The 19,553-nt window shown below is 64.4% G+C and carries 19 protein-coding genes; 10 read left to right on the top strand and 9 right to left on the bottom strand.

Features of this window, described 5'->3' with window-relative positions; genetic code table 11:
* Nucleotides 1-15 precede the first annotated feature (15 nt).
* From L1081_RS30345 to L1081_RS30325, 5 genes are all read right to left on the bottom strand, one after another.
* Entirely contained in the window at nucleotides 16-1,515 is a 1,500-nt protein-coding gene (locus L1081_RS30345; protein ID WP_489417189.1) for a PepSY domain-containing protein, read from the bottom strand.
* A 29-nt stretch (nucleotides 1,516-1,544) separates the two neighbouring features.
* Nucleotides 1,545-1,844 carry a DUF3649 domain-containing protein gene (locus L1081_RS30340; protein WP_489417188.1) on the bottom strand — a complete coding sequence of 100 codons (300 nt, stop codon included), beginning with the start codon at nucleotides 1,842-1,844 and terminating at the stop codon, nucleotides 1,545-1,547.
* Nucleotides 1,844-4,303, bottom strand: coding sequence for a TonB-dependent siderophore receptor (locus L1081_RS30335; RefSeq protein WP_489417187.1), 2,460 nt, complete (start codon nucleotides 4,301-4,303; stop codon nucleotides 1,844-1,846). The genes L1081_RS30340 and L1081_RS30335 overlap by 1 nt, the downstream gene beginning before the upstream one ends.
* 125 nt (nucleotides 4,304-4,428) lie before the next feature.
* Nucleotides 4,429-5,409 (bottom strand): FecR domain-containing protein, encoded by a 981-nt coding sequence (locus tag L1081_RS30330; RefSeq protein ID WP_489417186.1) that lies wholly within the window; start codon nucleotides 5,407-5,409, stop codon nucleotides 4,429-4,431.
* A 13-nt stretch (nucleotides 5,410-5,422) separates the two neighbouring features.
* Nucleotides 5,423-5,926: a sigma-70 family RNA polymerase sigma factor gene (locus tag L1081_RS30325; protein ID WP_489417185.1), complete on the bottom strand. Its 504-nt coding sequence runs from the start codon at nucleotides 5,924-5,926 to the stop codon at nucleotides 5,423-5,425.
* 161 nt (nucleotides 5,927-6,087) lie between these two features.
* Here L1081_RS30325 and L1081_RS30320 point away from each other — a divergent pair, with 161 nt between their 5' ends.
* The 6 genes from L1081_RS30320 (at nucleotide 6,088) to L1081_RS30295 (ending at nucleotide 12,087) form a co-directional block, all read left to right on the top strand.
* The gene (locus L1081_RS30320; RefSeq protein ID WP_489417184.1) at nucleotides 6,088-6,396 is read left to right on the top strand and encodes a hypothetical protein; all 309 of its coding nucleotides are present in this window, start codon (nucleotides 6,088-6,090) and stop codon (nucleotides 6,394-6,396) included.
* Between the two features lie 209 nt (nucleotides 6,397-6,605).
* The gene (locus L1081_RS30315) at nucleotides 6,606-7,316 is read left to right on the top strand and encodes a hypothetical protein (RefSeq protein ID WP_489417183.1); all 711 of its coding nucleotides are present in this window, start codon (nucleotides 6,606-6,608) and stop codon (nucleotides 7,314-7,316) included.
* A gap of 145 nt (nucleotides 7,317-7,461) precedes the next feature.
* Nucleotides 7,462-8,154, top strand: a complete 693-nt coding sequence (locus tag L1081_RS30310) for an alpha/beta hydrolase (RefSeq protein ID WP_489417182.1) — start codon at nucleotides 7,462-7,464, stop codon at nucleotides 8,152-8,154.
* A 315-nt stretch (nucleotides 8,155-8,469) separates the two neighbouring features.
* Nucleotides 8,470-9,378: a LysR substrate-binding domain-containing protein gene (locus tag L1081_RS30305; RefSeq protein WP_489417181.1), complete on the top strand. Its 909-nt coding sequence runs from the start codon at nucleotides 8,470-8,472 to the stop codon at nucleotides 9,376-9,378.
* 120 nt (nucleotides 9,379-9,498) lie between these two features.
* Nucleotides 9,499-10,362 carry an NmrA family NAD(P)-binding protein gene (locus L1081_RS30300; RefSeq protein ID WP_489417180.1) on the top strand — a complete coding sequence of 288 codons (864 nt, stop codon included), beginning with the start codon at nucleotides 9,499-9,501 and terminating at the stop codon, nucleotides 10,360-10,362.
* A 357-nt stretch (nucleotides 10,363-10,719) separates the two neighbouring features.
* On the top strand, nucleotides 10,720-12,087 hold the full coding sequence (locus L1081_RS30295) for a hypothetical protein (protein WP_489417179.1): 1,368 nt from the start codon (nucleotides 10,720-10,722) through the stop codon (nucleotides 12,085-12,087).
* 188 nt (nucleotides 12,088-12,275) lie between these two features.
* On the opposite strand, the gene L1081_RS30290 is transcribed toward L1081_RS30295, so the two are convergent.
* Nucleotides 12,276-12,683 carry a hypothetical protein gene (locus L1081_RS30290; protein ID WP_489417178.1) on the bottom strand — a complete coding sequence of 136 codons (408 nt, stop codon included), beginning with the start codon at nucleotides 12,681-12,683 and terminating at the stop codon, nucleotides 12,276-12,278.
* 148 nt (nucleotides 12,684-12,831) lie between these two features.
* Nucleotides 12,832-13,809: an N-acetyl-gamma-glutamyl-phosphate reductase gene (gene argC, locus L1081_RS30285; RefSeq protein ID WP_489417177.1), complete on the bottom strand. Its 978-nt coding sequence runs from the start codon at nucleotides 13,807-13,809 to the stop codon at nucleotides 12,832-12,834.
* A gap of 120 nt (nucleotides 13,810-13,929) precedes the next feature.
* Between argC and L1081_RS30280 the strand changes: the two genes are divergently transcribed.
* Nucleotides 13,930-14,814 (top strand): LysR substrate-binding domain-containing protein, encoded by an 885-nt coding sequence (locus L1081_RS30280; protein ID WP_489417176.1) that lies wholly within the window; start codon nucleotides 13,930-13,932, stop codon nucleotides 14,812-14,814.
* A 99-nt stretch (nucleotides 14,815-14,913) separates the two neighbouring features.
* Here the strand turns inward: L1081_RS30280 and L1081_RS30275 are convergent, their stop codons facing one another.
* Entirely contained in the window at nucleotides 14,914-15,318 is a 405-nt protein-coding gene (locus tag L1081_RS30275; protein ID WP_489417175.1) for a VOC family protein, read from the bottom strand.
* Nucleotides 15,319-15,438: 120 nt separating this feature from the next.
* Here L1081_RS30275 and kdsA point away from each other — a divergent pair, with 120 nt between their 5' ends.
* Nucleotides 15,439-16,290, top strand: a complete 852-nt coding sequence (gene kdsA, locus L1081_RS30270) for a 3-deoxy-8-phosphooctulonate synthase (RefSeq protein ID WP_489417174.1) — start codon at nucleotides 15,439-15,441, stop codon at nucleotides 16,288-16,290.
* Between the two features lie 145 nt (nucleotides 16,291-16,435).
* Here kdsA and L1081_RS30265 read toward each other — a convergent pair whose 3' ends face one another.
* Entirely contained in the window at nucleotides 16,436-16,942 is a 507-nt protein-coding gene (locus tag L1081_RS30265) for a GNAT family N-acetyltransferase (RefSeq protein WP_489417173.1), read from the bottom strand.
* A 259-nt stretch (nucleotides 16,943-17,201) separates the two neighbouring features.
* On the opposite strand from L1081_RS30265, the gene L1081_RS30260 reads away from it, so the two are divergent.
* Nucleotides 17,202-18,113, top strand: coding sequence for a LuxR C-terminal-related transcriptional regulator (locus L1081_RS30260; RefSeq protein ID WP_489417172.1), 912 nt, complete (start codon nucleotides 17,202-17,204; stop codon nucleotides 18,111-18,113).
* A 179-nt stretch (nucleotides 18,114-18,292) separates the two neighbouring features.
* Complete coding sequence (locus L1081_RS30255) at nucleotides 18,293-19,510, top strand: serine hydrolase (protein WP_489417171.1); 1,218 nt, start codon at nucleotides 18,293-18,295, stop codon at nucleotides 19,508-19,510.
* Nucleotides 19,511-19,553 lie beyond the last annotated feature (43 nt).

Here is a 19,553-nt window from a genome sequence, read left to right as displayed (position 1 = left end):
GGCTGCGGCCGGACGCTAGATGCCGGCCCTGCGCGCGGTCTTCATCGCCATCGCGGCAAGCAGCGCGGCCGTTGCCAGCAGCGCAAGTTCGATTCCCGCGTACACCCAGTCCGCCGCGCGAATGCTGGTGAACAGGTGGCGGCTGCCGACGCACATGTTCCACAGCGGCAGCGCCGCGCACAGCACGGCAGCGGCGCCGAACTGTTCTGTCCACGCGCGTTGGACCGGCCTTGCGCCCGCATGGAAGAGCATCAGCGCCCACATGGCGAAGAACAGGTGGATTTCCCACTCGCGGCGATCCGCGAGCTCCACCGGCAGCAGCCGGTTGCCCCAGAGAAACGCCGCCATCGCCACGGGAAGCCCCGCGATGGCCGTGACGTTGAGCCGCTCCACCAACCGGCGACCGGCCGGCGCGCGTTCGGGATCGCCCCACTTGGCGCGCCGCTTGACGGTCCACAGCACGAGCCCCGTCGCCACCATGGCCGCACCGGCCAGGCTCGCGACGAAGTACAGCCAGCGCACCGTGGTGCCGGCAAAGCGCGCCATGTGCAGGCCGTACAGCACGCCGCGCGTTTCTGCTGCGGGGCCCGAGTGGTCCTTGACCTGCCGCAACGATCCCTGCGGACCTTCGAACGCCAGATAGCGCGGGCTGACGGACACGCGCGATGCCTCGCTGCGCACGATCTTCAGGCGCGATGCGGCATCGCCCGGGTGGTCGACGACCAGGCGCGCCACGCTGCCGATGCCCCAGCGCCGCTCGGCCTCGCGCACCATCGCGCCCACATCGGGCAGCGGCGCCGCCGTGCCGCGCGGCGTGGCCGGCGGCATGAGCGCCGTCATTTCGGCGCGCAGCGATTGGCGCGCCTGCGCCGCATCGGGCGCGCTGTCCAGGCCCCAGGGCATGTACAGCGTCATCAGCGTGATCAGGCCGGTGTAGGTGATCAGCAGGTGAAAGGGCAACGCCCACACCGACAGCATGTTGTGTGCATCCAGCCAGGAGCGCGCGCCCTTGCCAGGACGGAAGGTGAAGAAGTTGGTGAAGATCTTCTTGTGCGTGATCACGCCGCTGACGATCGCAACCAGCATGAACATGGTGGCCAGCCCCACCAGCCAGCGCGCCGCGACGCGCGGCAGGTAGTGCAGCGAAAAATGAAAGTAGTAGAAGAACTCTCCGCCAGTGGTCTCGCGCGCATGCAGCGGCTTGCCGCTCAGGGGGTCGAGCATGGCCCTGCCGTCGCTGGCGCCGCCGCCGGCGCGCCACGATGCAGAGATGACGTTCCTGCGTTCGTCCGCCAGGTCGATCACCCATTGGGATGCGCCCGGTGCGAGCCCCTGCAGGCTTGCGATGGCCAGGGCGGCGCTCCCGGCCGCGTCGGGCAACTGCGCGAGCGCCGGCACTTCGGGCCGCATCCACTGGGAGATCTCCTCCCGAAAATAGCTCACCGCGCCGGTGAGGAACATCGCGTAGAGGAGCCAGCCGAACACGAGGCCGGTCCAGGTGTGAAGGCGGGCCATGGACTGGCGCAGGCTCCTTGCCGCGGTCGTCATGCCCCCGGCACCCTCCAGACCCAGCATGCCGCCGCCAGCAGCGGCAGCGCGGCCAGCGCCAGGCCCAGCCATGCCCTGCGCGCGCTGCGTGCCGCAAACACCCAGATGACCGCGGCCGCATACACCACGAAGCTGGCCTGCATGCCTGTGAGCACCGCCTCGACGGTGGCCATGGGCAGCGCCAGCACCGCGACGCTGGTCAGCACCGCGAGCGCATAGCCGCCGAACAGCGCGGCCGCGATCCGCGACAGAAGCGGGCCTCGGGCACGCCGCACGGCGCCACGCGTCGCCGGCATCAGAAGCGGTAGAGCGCGCTCAGGTTGGCGGTGCGCTCCGCACTGCGGTAGCAGATGCTGCCATTGCAATCCATCAGCGACTGCTTGTTCAACAGGTTGTTGAGGTTGAGCGAGACGCGCCAGGGGCCGCGGTCGAAGCCGAGCGCCAGGTCGACCATCGCGATGCTCGGGTTCGTGATGTTGGCGTTGCCGGTGTCCCAGGCCGAACGCGACTTGCCGAGGTAGCGCACGCCGAGGGCGGCGAACGCGCGGGTCGAGTCACCCAGCGGGAACGAGTACTTGCCCCACACCGATGCGCTGTGCTTCGGCGCGCTCATCTGCGGCAGGCCCAGGTCGCCGTCGTTGCTGCGCGTGATGCGCGTGTCCAGATAGGTGTACTGCGCGATCAGGCTGATGTTGTTCGTCACATCGGCGCGGGCTTCGAGCTCGAGCCCGCGCGACCTGACCTCGCCGGTCTGGATGACTTCGCCGGGCGCCTGCGGCGCGGCCGTGGTCACGTTGCTGCGCACGATGTCGAACACCGAGGCCGTGTAGCTGGCGTTCTTTCCGGTCGGCTGGTAGCGCACGCCGGCCTCGATCTGCCGGCCCTTCGAAGGCTTCAGCAGGTTGCCGTTCAGGTCCTTGCCGATCTCCGGCGAGAAAGAGGTGGCGTAGTTCGCATAGGGCGCCCATCCGGACTCGAACAGGTACACGACACCGACGCGTCCGGTGGTGGCGCTGGCCGAGGTGTCGTAGATCTCGCTGCTGTCGCCGGTCCTGCCGAAGGTGCGGGTGCCCGAGGCGTCCGCCTTGTCATGCCGCAAGCCCGCCGTGAGAACCCAGCGGTCCCATTTGATCTGGTCCTGCAGGTAGAGGCCGACCTGCTTCGACGGCACCCGGTCGACATACGGATCGGCAGCCGGGGCGAGCGGCTGGTGCGTGTACACGGGCGCAAACAGGTTCATCGGCGCCAGCAGGGGACGGTCGTACGGAAACTCGTCGGTGGTGCGCGACCTGGCATAGTCCACGCCCGCCAGCAGCGTGTGCGCCAGGGGGCCGCTGCCGAAGCGCGCCTGCACGCGCGTATCGAGCAACAGCCCCTTCCAGTGCGTATCGCGCGGCGAGAAGCTGCGGTTCATCGTGTAGCCATCGGCGCGCAAGCCGCGCGGAAACACATTGGTCTCCGAGCGGTCGAGCTCGCTGTAGCGCATGCTCTGCTGCATCGACCAGGTGTCGTTGAAGCTGTGCTCGAACTCGTAGCCGAGCATCTTGTTGTCGCGCCGCCAGCGGTTGTCGTAGCCGCCGATGTTCACGCGCGGGCTCGGCTGGCCGAACACGCCGGGCTGCTCCAGCTGGTTCTGCCAGGCGTAGGCCTGGTTGTCCTTCTGGTAGCGCCCGAGCAGCGTCAGCCTGGTGCTGGCGCTGGGCTGCCATGTGAGGGCGGGCGCAATGTAGAGCCGGTTGTCGCGGTCATGGTCCAGGCGGGTGTTCGAGTCGCGCCCCAGCACCGTGAGGCGGTAGGTCCATTCGTTGCGGCTGTCGAGTGCGCCACCGATGTCGGCCTTCAGCTGCTTGCGGTTGTAGGTGCCGTACTCGATGCCGATCTCGCGCACGGTCTCCGCCGTCGGCCGCTTGCTCACGGCATTGACCATGCCGCCCGGCGGCATCTTGCCGTACAGCACGGATGCCGGCCCGCGCAGCACTTCCAGCCGCTCGAGGCCGTAGGGCTCGATGGGCGCGGCATAGGAGCGCCCGGAGGTCAGCAGGCCGTCCATGAAGACGCCGGCAGTGCCGAGCTCGAAGCCGCGCAGCAGCGAGAACTCGTCGACCGCCCAGGGCTTGAGGTTGGGCGTGACGCCGGCGGTGTAGCGCAGCGCCTCGTCGAGCGACTCCGCCTTGCGATCGCCGATTTCGTCGGCCGTGATCACGGAGACGGACTGCGGGTTCTCGATCAGCGCCGTGTCGGTCTTGGTGGCCGTGGCGCTGCGCCTGGCGACATAGCCGTTGACGCGGCCCGTGGGCGTTTCGCGCTCGGTCGCGGCGGTCACCGTGACGGGTGCCAGCGTGGCGGTGTCGCCCGCGCCGCTGCGCACGGGCGGCACCGCCTTGCGCAGCGAGTAGGCACCGCTGCCCTGCCCCGTCACTTCGTAGCCGCTGCCGCGCAGCACCTGCTCGAAGCCTTCCTGCGCCGTGTAGCGCCCCCGCAGCCCGCCGCTTCGCAGCCCGGCGAGCATGCCGGGCTCGAAGATCAGCTGGACGCCTGTGGCAGCTGCGAATTGCGCCAGCACGTCGGCGAGCGTGCCGCCCGCAATGGCGTACTGGCGCGCGCTGGCCCCCGCCGGCTCGGCCGCGAACACGGGCGCGGCCCCCAGCGCCAGGACGCCGGCCCCGCCCCATGCCGCGCGCATGGCGGCCGTGGTGATGGCGGCTGTGATTTTTCCGGTGTGCCGGTGCCGGCCTGCATTGCGCTGCGATCCCATGTGTCTGCGTCCTGTGATGTCTGTGATGGCGGTCGGCGCATCGGCATCGATGCGTCATTCCCTCTCACACCGGACGAAACAGAAAAAGTGATCACTCCCGGGTGGATTTTTTTGCTCGGGCCAGGCTAGCGCGGCGCCACCGTGACCCAGTAGCGGGTCGTCTGCTCGATGCGCAGCGGCAGCGAGCGCGCCAGCAGCGCGAGCCCGCCGTCGGTGTCGGCCAGGGACACCGCGCCGGATACGCGCAGCTCGGCCACCGCGGGGTGGCAGCGCAACACACCGCTGCGGTAGCGGCTCATCTCGGCGACCACATCGGCCAGGCGCATGCTTCTCGCGAGCAGCATGCCTTGCTCCCAGAGCGCGGCGCTGTTCTCGACAGCGGCCTCGGCACCGATGCGCCCGGTCTCGAAATCGACCTGCCCGCCGGCGCGCAGCATGCGCGAGGCGCCGTCCACGGGCCGGATTTCGACGGCCTCTTCGAACACGGCGACGCGCGTGGTGCGGTCGTCGAGCCGGCGCACGCTGAAGCGCGTGCCCAGCGCCCGCACGGTGCCCTGCGGCGTCTGCACCAGGAACGGCCGATAGGTGGGCGACGGATCGGCGTGCGTGGTGACGAGGATCTCGCCCGCCTGCAGCCGGATGCGCCGCTCGGCGGCGGTGAACACGATGTCCGCCGCGCTCGCGGTGTTGAGCACCAGGCGCGAGCCGTCGGCCAGCGTCATCGACTTACGCTCGCCGGTGGCCGTGGCGACATCGGCGGCCCACTCGCGCCAGGGCATGTGCCGCCAGGCGAGCCAGCCGGCCGGCGCGGCGATCAGCAGCGCGCCCAGCATGCCCATGCCGCGGCGGCGGCTGGGTTGCTGCTGCAAGGCCTGGAAGGCCTCCTTGCCGATGCCCGCCGGCACTTGTGCGAACACCCCCAGCAGGGCCTCCGCCCGCGCCCAGGCCTCGCGGTGCGCGGGACTCTGCTCGCGCCAGCGCTCGAAGTTCGCCTGCGCCTTCCGGGCGTCGCCGCCGTAGCGCAGGGTCATCATCCAGTCGGCCGCCTCGCTCAGGAGCGCGGGGTCGGGGCGGGTCTGCGCCCCGGTCGGCGGCTGGCTGCTCATCGCACCGCTTCGCTCACGCGACGGACATGCAGGCGACCAGCGCCTTGTGGATGTGGCGGCGCACCGTGATCACCGGCATGGCCATGCGCTCGGCGATCTGCTGCAGCGTCAGCTCGTCGAACTGCGCCAGCAGGAAGACCTGCCGCGTGTGGCCCGGAAGGCCGGCCAGCATGGCCTCGATGCGCAGCAGCGATTCGATGATGAGCATCCGGGCCTCGGGCGACGGCGCCTCGGGCTCGGGCAGATGCGCAATCGCTTCCAGGTAGGCCCGCTCCACCTCGCGCCGGCGCCAATGGTCCGCCACCAGCCCTTTGGCGACATGGGTCAGGAAGGCGCGCGGCTCGTGCCCGAGGTTGGCCGTGCGCGAGGACGCCATCAGCCGCACGAAGGTGTCATGCGCCAGGTCGGCCGCATCGCAGGCGTCGCCCAGCCGGCGGCGCAGCCATCCCAGCAGCCAGCCGTGGTGGTCGCTGTAGAGAACTTCGATGGGCTCGGGAGAACGGGTGGCCGCGGGCATGGAACGGTTCCGGCAAGCGGATCGGAAGAAGGTGGATGAGAATCGTTTACAAGTATATTGCCAAGCGACCCTGGAACGGGCGGCGGCGATCACCCGGCGCCCGTGAAGCGTGCCGCGAGCTTTGGCAGTTTTGCCATCCCTGTACCTCATGCTTTCGAGAAATGAACGAGAAGATGGATTTCACCTGCCCGCACCACGGACGAGCGGCACTTGCTTCGGTCTGCGGACATCTGGTCCAGAACCAAGGCGCTCCGCTGGGCTTCGTTGAGAACAACGATGACCCTGAGGACAAGCAGGGGTGGTGCTATGCCTGTGAACTGGTATATCTGCAGGAAGAAGACAAGACCGAGCGCTTCCGCGCTTTTACTCAACATTCCATCCTCTGCTCGCACTGCTACGACCAGGTCAAAGCGCATCATCAGTTCGACCCGCTAGAAGCCAACACGGATGGAACGACGAACGATGCTTAGTCTCAGGTGGAAATCTTCATTCGTTAGATATCAACTCATCGCGGCCTAAGGCCCGTCGTGGAGCGGCCAAAGCCAGATGACGGCCAGAAGGACATTCGCGAGGACTGTTCAAGCAGAACTGACGCGGCAGTGAGCCGGAGCTTAGGTCCACCGCTGCGACACGTTGAACACTTCGCCGAAGACGCAGCTTTTTCCTGACGAATTTGAACATGCACTACTGGAACAAGGCCAACTTTGACGGGCTCGCCCGGCTTTCGAAGGAACTTGAGGTCTATCCGAACCTGCGGTCCCTTGCGAGCTATTGCCGCCTGCGCGAAAAAGGACTGCGCCGGGAGGCGATGGCCACACTTGAACTCTTTCTGACCGCTTCGCAGTCGTTTGACAAAGCGACTGCTCGTTCTTCCGCCGTTCAAATTTTGGAATTGAACGAGCAAACCAGAGAGGCACATCAGTTCCTGACGCAACCTTTGATCTCGCGCTTTCTGGTCCCAACTTTGCAGGCCTGGTCGGACGATGAGCCGAAAGCCAGCGTGCCGATCCGTTGGCTCGGCATGCTCTTTCGCGATTCCGATTTGCTCACCAAGGCCCTCGTGATGTGCCCGGAGGATCTTCCAGTGCGGAAGCTACTCATCGAGCGCAATATCTCGCACGCCGAGCACGCGACACATCATCTCGATGAGAGTTATTTTATTGGCTCTGTCGACGATGCCACCGTCGCCCTGAAATGTGCCAAGGATTTGATTTCCAACGCGCCTGATCCCGAGCAAGTCGTGTACCTGGCCGCCGAAGTTAACTACTTCGATGAGCTCTTGGCAGATTGGAAAGCCTATTCAGAGGATCTTGCCGGTACCTTTCCGGAGTGGTGCGCAAAGCGGGGGCGCCGGTACGGCTACCCGATCAAGATCTACTACCAGAGGTGAATTTAATCTACATAAATCCCAACGGCCGAAAAACTGGATGCGGCGCTGGAAGGCAGATGCTGGGACATTGGTTATTTTGTTCGTGGCGTCCAATCGATCCCACAGATCCCTATCGAATCCATTTTGCTCCGAGGAGCCATTTCTAGTGCTGACGCAGACACTGCAAGACAACGGTGATTCATTTGAGGTATCAGTTCGCAAAGCTGCCACAGGTTCGCCAGTCGTTCTTTTCTCAGTCGGATCGGGCGGTCAGCCGGAACGGCTCTCTACGCTCCTGGACGCCTTGACTGAATCTGGTTGCACGGTTGTTGCCCCACATTTCGAGCGACTTGCTTCGACGACCCCAACAGAGAAGGAACTGGCCCTCCGGGCAAGACGCCTCGCCGTTGCACTGGACGCATTCGTTGAGCCCTCCGCAAGAGCGATAGGCGTGGGGCATTCGATCGGTGCTGCCATCCTCGTTGCAATGGCCGGCGCTCAACTGTGGTTAGGACCAGGTCGGCGCGTCGGCATCGCACCGGACCGTCGCTTGGCTCGCCTGGCCCTTTTGGCGCCGCCAACCGGTTTCTTTCAAGCTCCGGCCGCACTTGATGCCGTGCGAATTCCAGTTTTGGCGTGGGTGGGGTCGGCAGACAGCATCACGCCGCCAATGCAAACAGAATGGCTTGCAAGTGCCATGCACGATTGGAACATCGTGGATGTCCGCATCACCGAAGGGGCTGGCCATTTCTCGTTCATGGACGTCCCACCGCCGCACAGTACGGAGCCACTTCCCAACAAGCAAGCGTTTCTGCGAGAGTATTCGCATGAGATCTGCAAGTTCGTGGGGGCCGCCTAGAGCGCGAACTAGCAGCAGTGGCGTGTGTGTCTCTGCGGCCTGCGCCCTCCGTCGAGCACAAGAGTCGCATTGGTGCCTTGGCTGACTCGAAAGACGGTGATGGGCCCGAAGCTCTGGCCGTCGCAACCGGCTGCACTCGCAACCACAACCGGACCTTCCGGCACCGCCACCCGTTGATTGTCACCAGCCCATGGCAATATCCGCGTTTGTTGTCGCAGTGCTCTCGGCAGAGCCGCTTGTGTCGCCGAGCACAGGGTCGGAATGATGCGTGAGACGTAGCGACCAGCGATTCTCATAGGTCAAGCAAAAGCTCAGATGGCGGATTTCGACGAAAGAATTGTGAACGGCATCCGCGTCCTTGCTGCGATCATCGACAGCGGCACCTTTGCGGCGGCTGCCGACATTCTGCAGATGTCGCAATCGGGCGTCAGCCGAGCTATCGCACGTCTGGAAGCGCGGCTGGGCATTCGACTGTTAGAACGCACGACGCGATCGATCAGCCTGACGGACGAAGGCCGGCGCTTCTATGAGCAGGTGGCGCCGTTGCTCGCCGGGCTGGAAGAAGCGGTGGCATCCGCAGCGCAGGGCACGACGGCGATTCGCGGCGTTCTGCGGGTCAACATCGATCCGTATTTCTCACGATTGATCTTGGGACCGCGCCTCGGGGCCTTTCTCGAGACGTACCCGCAAGTGAAGCTCGAACTGATCACCCGTGACGAGCTCGGTGACCCTGTAGCCGATGGTTTCGACCTCGCAGTGCGCTTTGGCCATCCGCGACCGTCAACGCTGATCGGGCGCAAATTGCTCGACACGCGGATGCTGACGGTGGCATCGCCTGGCTACTTGAAGCGCCATGGACACCCCAAGGACCCGCGCGAGTTGACGACGGGCAACCATGTATGCATCCTGTTCCGGGACTCTGCAACGGGTCGGCCATTTCCATGGGAATTTCACAAGCGCGGCAAAAAGCTGGTGTTCCACATGGACGGAGCGCTGACGGTCAATGATGCCGGCACGCTCTACAGCGTGTGCCTTGCCGGGCATGGCATGGCCCAGGTGATGGATCTCGGCGCAGAGCCGATGCTGGCCGACGGGCGGCTGGTCAACGTCTTCCCTGAATGGCGCGACGAGCAATTCCCGCTCTACGCGTTCCATCCGTCGCGGCAGCATCTGCCGGCGAAAACGCGCGCGTTCCTGGACTTCATCGTCGGTCTGTTGCAGTAGCCGCGCAGCATCAATGACCGTCAAGCATGAGTGAAATGACATTCATGTCATTGAGAAATGGATGGTCGATGTTCAAACTTCTTGCACCAAGTCAATTTGTGCTGAGAACAAGGAGTTTCGATGTTTGCCATCACGGGAATCACAGGTCAGGTGGGCGGCGCCGTTGCACGCTCGCTCATGGAAGCGGGCAAGGATGTCCGTGCCGTCGTACGCGACGCCGGCAAGGGCGCCGCATGGAAGCAGCGCGGCTGCGAAGTTGCCATTGCTTCGTTGGACGATGCCGAAGCACTCAAGAAGGCTTTCGCAGGCGCTGAGGGCGTGTTCTTCGTTTTACCGCCGGTGTTCGACCCTTCGCCCGATCTTGACGAGGCCCGCCGTGTCATTGCAGCGGTGCACGAGGCGCTCGATTCCACTTTGCCCGGCAAGCTCGTCTCGCTGTCAACGATTGGTGCTCAGTCACTACGGCCCAACCTGTTGCAGCAACACTTGTTGCAGGAGGCCAGCCTAGGCACCCTGCCTTTGCCCGTGGCCTTCCTGCGCGCCGCCTGGTTCATGGAAAACGCCGCTTGGGATGTGGAGCATGCGCGCACGACGGGAGTCATTCCGAGTTTTCTCTATCCGCTGGACAAACCGGTACCCATGGTTGCCACCGCAGATGTCGGACACCTTGCCGCCGAGTTGCTTCAAGAAATCTGGCAAGGCAAGCGCATTGTTGAACTGGAAGGCGAGCGCTTGACGCCCAATGAGGTCGCTCTAGGGTTTGCTCGCGTTTTGGGCCGCGACGTGCGCATGGAGGTAGTGCCGCGCGCGAGCTGGGAGGCGCTTTTCAGAGCGCAAGGTATGCGCAATCCGATGCCGCGCATTCAGATGCTGGACGGTTTCAACGAAGGATGGATCGAGTTCGAGAACCCCGACAAGGTTCGCAAGGGGGTGGTTCCGTTGGACGCTGTACTGCGGGAACTCGCCGTCCGCTCTTCGAGTTGAGCCGCGTAGAACATTGGGGCCAAGGGCCGCAGCTGGCGTGGCCGCGTTGGGCCACAAGACTGGTTTTCGGCTGAAAAGAAAAGTGGTCGGTCGCCAGACCGGCCGAGCCAAAGCCAAAGCCAAAGCCAAAGCCAAAGCCAATGGAAGTCTGATGTGGAGCGAAAGATACAGCCGGTATGGGCGCCTTCGCGACGACTACGTGACCGGCTACAGTCGGCCAAGACCGGCAGTTCGTCATGGTCTTGCAGTTTTCCTGTTGGCACGCAGATCGATGGGTGTGTCACGGGTGGCATTATTCGGCGCCTATTGGACATCCACAACAAGTTGGATGCCGTTTAACACTGAGGAGGAAGAGCAATGGAAATGAAATTCGCCACGGCGGCAGCCGTGTCCTTGACCATGGTTTTGGTCGCTTGCGGAGGCGGAGGTGGTGGTAGCGGTGGTGGTGGTGGATTTGGGCCGCTTCCGCCAAGCTCGCCGTCGGCGACGACGACGACTCCCACCGTTCAGGTGAACGGAGCAATTGTTCAAGGTACAGGTATCTACGCGATCAAGCCGGGCGATACCGTCCAGATCGACGCTGGTGCCGCCGTTGAATGGACCAGCGCTGGCGAAGAGATCACCCTGCGCAATCCGGAGATCGGCACTTCAAGCTGGAAAGCCCAACTGGTCAATGGCAGTAGCCAGCCCAGGGCCTTCAAATTGACAGCCCGCTCGGCCAGCAGCGCCTGGGACATCAAGTTCGAGGTGGCAGGAGGCGATGCGCGCAACGGCAGTTACAACGCCCATGCCACCAATGGGACGCGCCAACTTGTCGCGTTGAATTTCGATGTTGGAACCTACGAATGGACCGGCAGCGGCATGACGACGGTATCGGGCAGCTTTACGGCAGACGCAACTCAGGCCGGAACCTATCTTTTCCAATCCAGCCGCATCACCACGGCTGTGAATACTGCGCGTTTCCGCGTGGGCCAGGACATCATCGTTGGGGCGTTTCCGTTCGTCGTTACACAGGCTGCGACCGAGAGCTTCGCGATACAACCGTTCGTCGCCTCGCGGGCACTCGAGACGAATCAAGCGGGTCTGGACGGCACGTTCAACCGCTTCGGCATCAACGTGGGCTCCACCGCCAGTGCGTCCGACATCTCGCAAATGAAGATATCGGGTGGCGGCACGATTCTGGTTCGCTGCACCCACAACATCATCTACCGTGTCGACGACTGCCCGGTCGCCTCGCTGAAGACTTGGAACATCTCTCCGGGCAACGCAAGCGGAACCTGGAACATGGTGGATCCCAGCGCACCCGCTGACGCCGCGCTGTTTGCGATGGCTCGCGTTGGCAGCGAGAAGATCTTCCTGATCAGCGGCAAGTTGAATGGCGATTCCAAGACAGCGGTATTCCGAATCGGACTGCCCGAGAGCACGCAGTGGCCCGTAGGGTTCGGTCATGGCAGTTCTACGGAGGCGTCCTGGGGGAAAGTCGACGTGCGCGCCACGGAGTCATTCAGGAACGTGGAGAGCGCGGATGGCTCGACCTCCAATGCCCACAATACGTTTGCGACGATGGGAAGCACCGGTCCGCTGGGCATGCGCGGGATTTTCGGCACTGGCAGCGATCCGAAATCGTACTTTGCGATGCAGGGAGGGAAAATCTTCGCGATCGTGGGAGCCAACAATCCGACCACGGGTACCAATGGGTACCTGCAGATCAATCTGATGGATTGAGCTGGCAGCCTTTGCCTTTGCCGCGCGAGCCAAGCTTCGAGGTCTCGTATTCGGTACAGTGCACGAAGCTAACGGGTATGCGTTCGCGAATGCCAAAGACCTCGACAAGAGCTCCATCAGCATCTCAAGCCGAGCGCACCGCGCTATCTCGGCCTAAGGGCAACCGACGGCTGCGGATGTCGCGCCGGTCACGTGCAGTTGCCAACGATTTGATCCCGGTAAGCGCGCCACTTTTGCAGGTTGCGCGCGGGATCATCGGACTGCTCCAGAAAGCTACCGTCGCTCAGGTCTATCGCTTGGCATTCGAAATGCTCGCAGAGCAGCAGGATGCCATGAACAATCTCATCACCGGCACGCACATGCAGTCCCACGCTCTGAACGGGGTCTGCCTTTCCCACGTTGAACTCAATCGAACCAATCTTGCTGGAGAAGATGCCCCAATTCGGATCGCTCCAGTCGGTGTTGGGAAAAATTGATGTCACAGCGGTCTGAACGTCACTGAGCGAGCCCAGATTCACAAGCTGTTCATCGGAAGCAATTTCGGACACGGAGCTGTAGTGTCGACTGAACTTGAACAATGAAACATCCCAAGACATTGCGCCTCCCGATTCGTCGTAGTAGCCGACTGTAGCCGCACGGGAGTCGGCACACCGGGCCCGTTGCTGCCCATCGATCCTTCAGCCTCGGTGCAGGAAAGCGGGCATTCAACGCGAGCGATGGGTCGATCTTTGCCACCGGCTCCTGTCATGCCGCCCGCGCGCGGGGAAACGAGTCGCCGGGCGCCTGGTGCCGTACCGACGGCAATCCGAGCATCAGGTCGAGGTTCTGCACCGCCGCTCCCGCGGCGCCTTTGCCTAGGTTGTCGAACACCGCAGCCAACAGCACCTGGCCCGTGCGCTCCTGCTCAAAAACCGCGAGTCGCAATCGGTTGCTGCCGTTGAGTGCGCGGGGGTCGAGCCGCCGCGCATCGACGTCCTTGTCAAGCGGTTGCAGCTCGATGAAAGCTTGCCCTGCATAGCGCGCTTGAAGCGCGGCGTGCAAGCGCGCGGCCGTCACGCCGGCCGGCAGCAGCCGCAGATGCAGCGCCATCGTCAACACGATGCCTTGTCGATAGTGGCCATACGCCGGCACGAACACCGGCGCATGCGCGAGGCCGGCATGCTGCTGGATCTCGGGCACGTGCTTGTGGTTCAGGCCCAGGCCGTAGACCTGGAAGGGCACCGCGGTGGCAGCGCCGGCGCCTTCATGATCCTCGAGTCCGGCTCGGCCCCGTCCTGAATAGCCGGACACCGCGTGGATGACCAGCGGGCAGTCCGCCGGCACCAGGCCGTCGTCGATCAACGGCTTGAGCAATGCCAGCGCCCCTGTCGGGTAGCAGCCGGGATTGCTGACACGCCCGGCGTTGGCGATGCGCTCGGACTGCGCAGCCTCCAGCTCCGGCAGGCCATAGACCCAGCCCGGTGCGGTGCGATGGGCCGAGCTCGCGTCGATCACCCGCACGCCAGGACGGCGCACCAGCGCCACGGCCTCGCGCGCGGCGTCGTCCGGCAGGCACAGCAATGCGATGTCGCAGTCGTTCAGCGCCTCGGCGCGATGGGCCGCGTTCTTGCGATTCCCGGGCGGCAATTGCAGCAAGCGAAGGTCGGTCCGCCCCGCCAGCCATTGCCGCACCTGCAGGCCGGTGGTGCCTTGGTCGCCATCGATGAAAACGAGAGGGGTCATGAAGCGCTCCGATTGAGTTCGAACCGCATGGTGCATCGCCCATCGCATGCACACCAGTTGAATCTGTCAAACTACGGATTCAGGAATTCTGAATCACCTTCCAACGACGAAAGTTGCACGATGCGTGAAATCAACCTCGACCGCCTGCGCACGCTGCTGACGGTGGCCGACCTCGGTTCGTTCGCCGCGGCGGCCAAGGCACTTCACCTGGCGCCGCCGACGGTGACGCTGCACGTGGCGCAGCTCGAAGCCCGCCTCGGGGCCCGCCTGCTGCACCGGGCGCCGGCCGGCGTTACCGCGACGTCCGCCGGCAGCTTGCTGATCGACAAGGCACGGCGGCTGCTGGCCGAAGCCGACGACCTGCTGCAAACCGTGCAACACCAGATCGCCGCGCGCGGCGGCCGCGTGCGATTGGGCGCCTCCACCGGTGCGCTCGCGCACCTGCTGCCGCAGGCGCTGGAGGCCCTGGCCGCCCGGCATCCCGAGATCGACGTGCAGGTCGCGGTGATGACCAGCGAGGAAGCCCTGGCGCGGCTGGCCGCCGGCAGCCTGGACATCGGAATCGTCGCGCTGCCACAACCGGCGCTCCGCGGCCTGCGTGTGCAGGCCTGGCGCCAGGATCCGGTGTTGGCGTTCATCCCCGCCGGTTGGGAACCGCCGCGGCACGTGACGCCGGCCTGGCTCGCCGCCCGGCCCCTGATCGCCAATGACCGCGGCACCCGGCTCTCCCGCCAGACTGCCGAATGGTTTGCCGCGGCCGGCGAGCGGCCGCAGGCGCGCATCGAATTGAACTACAACGACGCGATGAAGAACCTCGTGGCCGCGGGCTACGGCGCCGCGCTGTTGCCGCACGAAGCAGGCGCGCCGCCGCCTGATCGGCGCATCAGCATGCGACCGCTGCGGCCGGCGCTGTCGAGGGCGCTGGGTATTGCACATCGGGCCAGGCCGGACGACGACGCGACGGAAGTGACGCTCCGGGCCTTGCTGGGCATGAAGGAGCGTTGAGACGGATTGCCGACGTGCCCCGAGTTCCAGTGCATCACTTGGCTGAAACCCGTTGGCCGCGAGGGCACCTCATGGCCGCATTCTGCCGTCCTCCCTGCCTCAGGTACCGTCGGTCGCCGGGGCGTGACAGGCAACGCAGAGCTTGTTCCCGTCCGGGTCGCGAAAGTACGCCCCATAGTAGTTGTCGTGGTACTGCGGGCGCAGCCCTGGCGGCCCCTCACCGGTGCCGCCGTTCTCCAAGGCCGCCTGGTACGCCGCTCGGACGACCGCCCTGGAGTCCGCGGCGAAGGCGACCATTTGCCCGTTCCCGGGATGGTGCGGATGTCCGTCGTAGGGCTTGCATATGACGAAGAGGGGGCGCGTTCCACCTGCGCTGTGCCAGCCGGCCCATGGTTTCTCGCGCTCGCAGAAGCGCAGCTCTACATCGAGGCAGTCCATCACTGCGCCGTAGAAGTGCAAGGCGCGCTCGAAATCGTTGACGCTCACAAAGACATGGGAAAACACGCTGGGCTCCTCATTCGACCATCTGGTGTCGGCCGACTGTACCCACTGGTGGCCAAGGCGTATTTTTCTGGCCGACCGGAGCGCGAGAATGCGGACCACAACACGACAGGAGAACTCTTCTTGACGACCGTCGCCATCAACCCCGCAATCAACGTCAGCAACAGCGACGGCTTTGTCCTGTTCGGCGGCGTGAACGTACTCGAGTCGAAGGACATGGCCCTGCGTGCTGCAGAGGAGTACGTCCGGGTCACTCGCAAGCTCGGCATCCCATACGTTTTCAAGGCAAGCTTCGACAAGGCCAATCGCTCGTCCATCCATTCCTTTCGGGGGCCGGGATTGGAAGAGGGCCTGAAAATCTTCGAAGCCGTCAAGGCAGCGTTCGGTGTGCCCATCCTCACCGACGTGCACGAACCATGGCAGGCGAGTCCTGTCGCCGAGGTCGTGGACGTTCTACAGCTGCCTGCGTTTCTCGCCCGCCAAACCGACCTGGTCGTCGCGCTTGCCCGGACGGGCAAGGTCATCAACGTCAAGAAGCCCCAGTTCCTGAGCCCACCGCAGGTGCTCAATATCGTGGAGAAAATCAGGGAAGCGGGAAGCTCCCCCGTCATTCTGTGCGACCGCGGCACCTGTTTCGGCTACGACAACCTTGTGGTGGACATGCTTGGCTTCGGTGCCATGAAGAAGGCCACCGGGAATCTGCCAGTCATCTTCGACGTGACCCATGCCCTCCAGCAACGCGAGGCGAACTCTGCCGTCTCTGGCGGGCGGCGCGAGCAAGTGGCTGAACTGGCGCGTGCGGGCCTGGCGGTGGGCTTGGCGGGCCTCTTTCTCGAAGCTCATCCTGACCCTGCGCAGGCCAAATGCGACGGTCCCAGCGCCCTGCCGCTGGACCAGCTGGAGCCGTTCCTCGTGCAGCTGAAGGCGTTGGACGACCTGGTGAAGTCGTTCGCTCCCCTGCACATCCGCGCCTGAACAAGACACGGCCCCGGCGCACCCGCATGGGTGCCAACACAAGGCTACAAAGCTCGGAGTGGGTCGAAAACCGACAGGGGGTTCGCGCTCTCTTGAAATAGGAGGGCTGGGCCGAAAGTCGGCTCTTGACCGCATGCCGCCTTCATCAGGCCCGCGCGTTGAACGACTCGTCGTACGACACATTGCCGCATGGCATGGCTGCGCCAAAGGACACAGCCTGGAAGTACTCGGGCGGAACGTTCGGAAGGACAAGGCCGGACTCGGCCCGAAAGCCGAATCGGCCGTAGAAGCCGGGCTCGCCGAGAACGACGCACCCGAAGGCTCCGCTTTCGCGCAGCGCACTCAATGCTTCGCGCACGAGGCGTGAGCCAATCCCCTGGCCTTGATAGGCCGGCAACACTGAAATGGGGCCGAGACCATGCCAGTTCGAAGCCCCGTTCGAGATGGATACCGGCGATACGGCCACGTGGCCGACTACTTCCCCGTCGACCTCTGCGACCAGGGATACTGTCAACCTTCCAACCTTGCGCAGCGCCTTGACGATGAACTGCTCCGTATGGTCTGTATGGGGCGCAGCCAGAAATGCAGCGGTCGTCACTGCGTCAATGGCATCCACGTCGGTAGGCATCTCGTTCCTGATTTCGACGCTCATTAAGCTCCTTTGATGCGGGTGTCGGTTATGCCATCGTCGGATTCTGTCTTAGGTGGCTTTGGACCGGTACCTGCCGGTACACTTTTTCGAACGAACGCCCGAAAGCTCCCCGGCTTCCACCCGTATGACTGCGCAAACTCCATCCACGCCGGCCCTCCTTGAAAGTGTGCCGGCGGGATCCGCTCTCGCCACTCTGAGGGAGTTCGGGATGTGCCTTTTGGCCTTGGTCACTCTCGCGCGTTCAGGCAATGCGCAAGACATGCACCGCGAGGCGCTCCAGCTGCTGAAAGGCCTGGTTTCCTTCGACTCGGCATGGTGGGGCGAAGTTTCACCCGGGTCTGCCGACAGCCCGCCGAGAAACTGGCTGCACGGCAGTATCGGGCTGAGCACCGGCTTTGCAGAGGAATGGAATGCGCTCGCAGATGCGGACCAGTTCGCCCGAGCATCCATTGCACGCTGCGGCGTGGTACTGCGCGGCGGTGCAGGCGACGGCAGGCACACGCCGGGTGGCACGGTCGACGGGTTTTGCAGACGACACAGCCTCCATCACGCCATGGCGATCACCCTCGAATTGCCGTCGAGCGGTTTGCTTTTCTTCGTAGCGATCTATCGGCGCCCTGCCGGTCCAGCCTTCCGCGATGAGGAAGCGGTCATCTTCGGCGAGTTCACCCGCCACCTCGTGCAGCACTGGCGGGACGTGCTCGACCGTCTTCAAGGTGCCTTGCCAGGTCGCAGCATGTGGAACACGTATGCGTTCGCCGATGGAGGCGGCCGTCTCCTCTACCTGGGTGCACGGCTGGGCCAAGTTCTCCAACAGGCCAATCCTGGCTGGCAGGGAACGATGTTGCCCCCAACCATCGCAGACTTGGTCCATCAGGCGCCGCACTCCATCGCGGTGGGCCGATCAGATCGCCTGACGGTTGCGCCCTGTGGTCGTCTGCTCGCGCTGGTGCTTGAAGATCGAAGCGCTGGGAATCCGCTCGCCCCGCGGGAACGACGCGCCGCCACCTTGTACGCTCAGGGCCGCTCCTACAAGGAGATCGCCGAGCGGCTCGATCTGAGCCCTGCGACCGTGCGGACCTACCTGCGCAACGTGTATGCCAGCCTCGGCGTGCGCAACAAGATCCAGCTTGGGTCAGCCCTGGGCCTGGGAACCCACGAGGCCCCGTAGTTTCCCGCCCCCTCCTCATTTGCAGAGGCCTGGTCACGAAGGCCGCTCGCTACGCTGCCGGCTCCAACGCCCCAGCCTGCGAGAGCGGGCATCACGACACAAGGAATTTCCTCATGAGATTCGGCTTCCGAACTATGGCCAATTGCCGGCGAACCCGTGGACTCGCAGTGGCATGCAGCGTGGCACTGCTTGCCTGCGCGGCTCATTCGCAACCGATGCCGCCCGCGCCCGCAGGCGCACCGACTTCTTCGGTTCCGATCGCGCTGCAGGAAGTGCGCTGGCAGATGTTGAATCCGGGCATCAATGCACTGACGTTCCGCTCGATGGACCGGATCTTCGACACCCGGGAAGTCACCCACCGGCGTGCCGTATGGGCGATTCCGCGCAACGATACGCCCCTGGACTTCAGATACGAGTTCGAAGGCACCGCCTATACCCCGGAGGAGTTTCTCGATCGCACCTATACGAACGCGCTGCTGGTGATCAAGGACGGCGCCATCGTCTACGAGAACTACCGAAACCTGAGCGACGGCGACACACGATTCATGGGCTGGTCCATGACGAAATCCATTGTTTCCACGCTGGTCGGCATCGCGGTGCACGAGAAGCGCATCGCATCAATCGAGGATCCGATCGCCAAATACCTCCCCGAGCTCGCGCGCGGTGCCTACAAGGACGTGTCGATCCGGCAGGTACTGGAGATGCGGTCCGGCGTGGACTACGAGGAGCGGTACGACTTCCAGAATCCCGGCATTGCAGCGAGCAACCACATGTCGTCGCTGGTGCGGAACACCTCGCGTTTTGCCGATGTCGCCATGACGATAGGGCGTGCGCATCCCCCCGGTAGCCACTTCGCCTACAAGACGATCGACACGGCGGTGCTCGGCTGGCTGGTCGAGCGCGTCTCGGGCACCACCTTCGCGGGCTACATGAGCGAGAAGCTGTGGGAGCCCATGGGCGCGGCGAGCAACGGCTTCTTCATCATGGACGGCGCTCCGGGCGCAGGCCGTGAGTTCACGGGGGCGGGCTTCAACGCAACTGCCAGGGACTGGGCACGCTTCGGCCTGCTATTCCTGAACAACGGTTACGCGAATGGGAAACAGATCGTCCCCGAGAAGTGGATCAAGGCCGCGACCGCTTCGGTCCCCGGCAGCGACTCGCCGAACGGCGGCTATGGCTATCAATGGTGGACATTTCCGCAAACCGGCGCGTACTATGCCCTTGGTCTGCAGGGCCAGTTCACGTACGTCGACCCGGCCACTCGCACGGTGGTCGTGAAACTCAGCTACATGCCACCGGCTCGCACCGAGCCCTATGCGGAAACGCGTGCCTTCCTTCAGGCCGTTTCGAACTGGAAGCCCCGCCCGCCAGCACGCTGGCCGAATGGGCCGGGTTGACTAAGATCAGGCCGCGCAACCCACGGCCGGGGGCGCCCCTGAT

It is taken from the genome of Variovorax sp. MSC1_012, from assembly GCF_023667525.1.
Taxonomy (GTDB): domain Bacteria; phylum Pseudomonadota; class Gammaproteobacteria; order Burkholderiales; family Burkholderiaceae_C; genus Variovorax; species Variovorax beijingensis_B.
Note: the sequence above shows the minus strand (reverse complement) of the source record. Positions and strands in the feature narration are given on the sequence as shown.

Excerpts from the sequence above, each read along its gene's own strand:
- L1081_RS30345 (WP_489417189.1), bottom strand. The coding sequence starts at position 1,515 with ATGGCCCGCCTTCACACCTGGACCGGCCTCGTGTTCGGCTGGCTCCTC.
- L1081_RS30340 (WP_489417188.1), bottom strand. The coding sequence starts at position 1,844 with ATGCCGGCGACGCGTGGCGCCGTGCGGCGTGCCCGAGGCCCGCTTCTG.
- L1081_RS30335 (WP_489417187.1), bottom strand. The coding sequence starts at position 4,303 with ATGGGATCGCAGCGCAATGCAGGCCGGCACCGGCACACCGGAAAAATC.
- L1081_RS30330 (WP_489417186.1), bottom strand. The coding sequence starts at position 5,409 with ATGAGCAGCCAGCCGCCGACCGGGGCGCAGACCCGCCCCGACCCCGCG.
- L1081_RS30325 (WP_489417185.1), bottom strand. The coding sequence starts at position 5,926 with ATGCCCGCGGCCACCCGTTCTCCCGAGCCCATCGAAGTTCTCTACAGC.
- L1081_RS30320 (WP_489417184.1), top strand. The coding sequence starts at position 6,088 with ATGAACGAGAAGATGGATTTCACCTGCCCGCACCACGGACGAGCGGCA.
- L1081_RS30315 (WP_489417183.1), top strand. The coding sequence starts at position 6,606 with ATGCACTACTGGAACAAGGCCAACTTTGACGGGCTCGCCCGGCTTTCG.
- L1081_RS30305 (WP_489417181.1), top strand. The coding sequence starts at position 8,470 with ATGGCGGATTTCGACGAAAGAATTGTGAACGGCATCCGCGTCCTTGCT.
- L1081_RS30300 (WP_489417180.1), top strand. The coding sequence starts at position 9,499 with ATGTTTGCCATCACGGGAATCACAGGTCAGGTGGGCGGCGCCGTTGCA.
- L1081_RS30295 (WP_489417179.1), top strand. The coding sequence starts at position 10,720 with ATGGAAATGAAATTCGCCACGGCGGCAGCCGTGTCCTTGACCATGGTT.
- L1081_RS30290 (WP_489417178.1), bottom strand. The coding sequence starts at position 12,683 with ATGTCTTGGGATGTTTCATTGTTCAAGTTCAGTCGACACTACAGCTCC.
- argC (WP_489417177.1), bottom strand. The coding sequence starts at position 13,809 with ATGACCCCTCTCGTTTTCATCGATGGCGACCAAGGCACCACCGGCCTG.
- L1081_RS30280 (WP_489417176.1), top strand. The coding sequence starts at position 13,930 with ATGCGTGAAATCAACCTCGACCGCCTGCGCACGCTGCTGACGGTGGCC.
- L1081_RS30265 (WP_489417173.1), bottom strand. The coding sequence starts at position 16,942 with ATGAGCGTCGAAATCAGGAACGAGATGCCTACCGACGTGGATGCCATT.
- L1081_RS30260 (WP_489417172.1), top strand. The coding sequence starts at position 17,202 with ATGCACCGCGAGGCGCTCCAGCTGCTGAAAGGCCTGGTTTCCTTCGAC.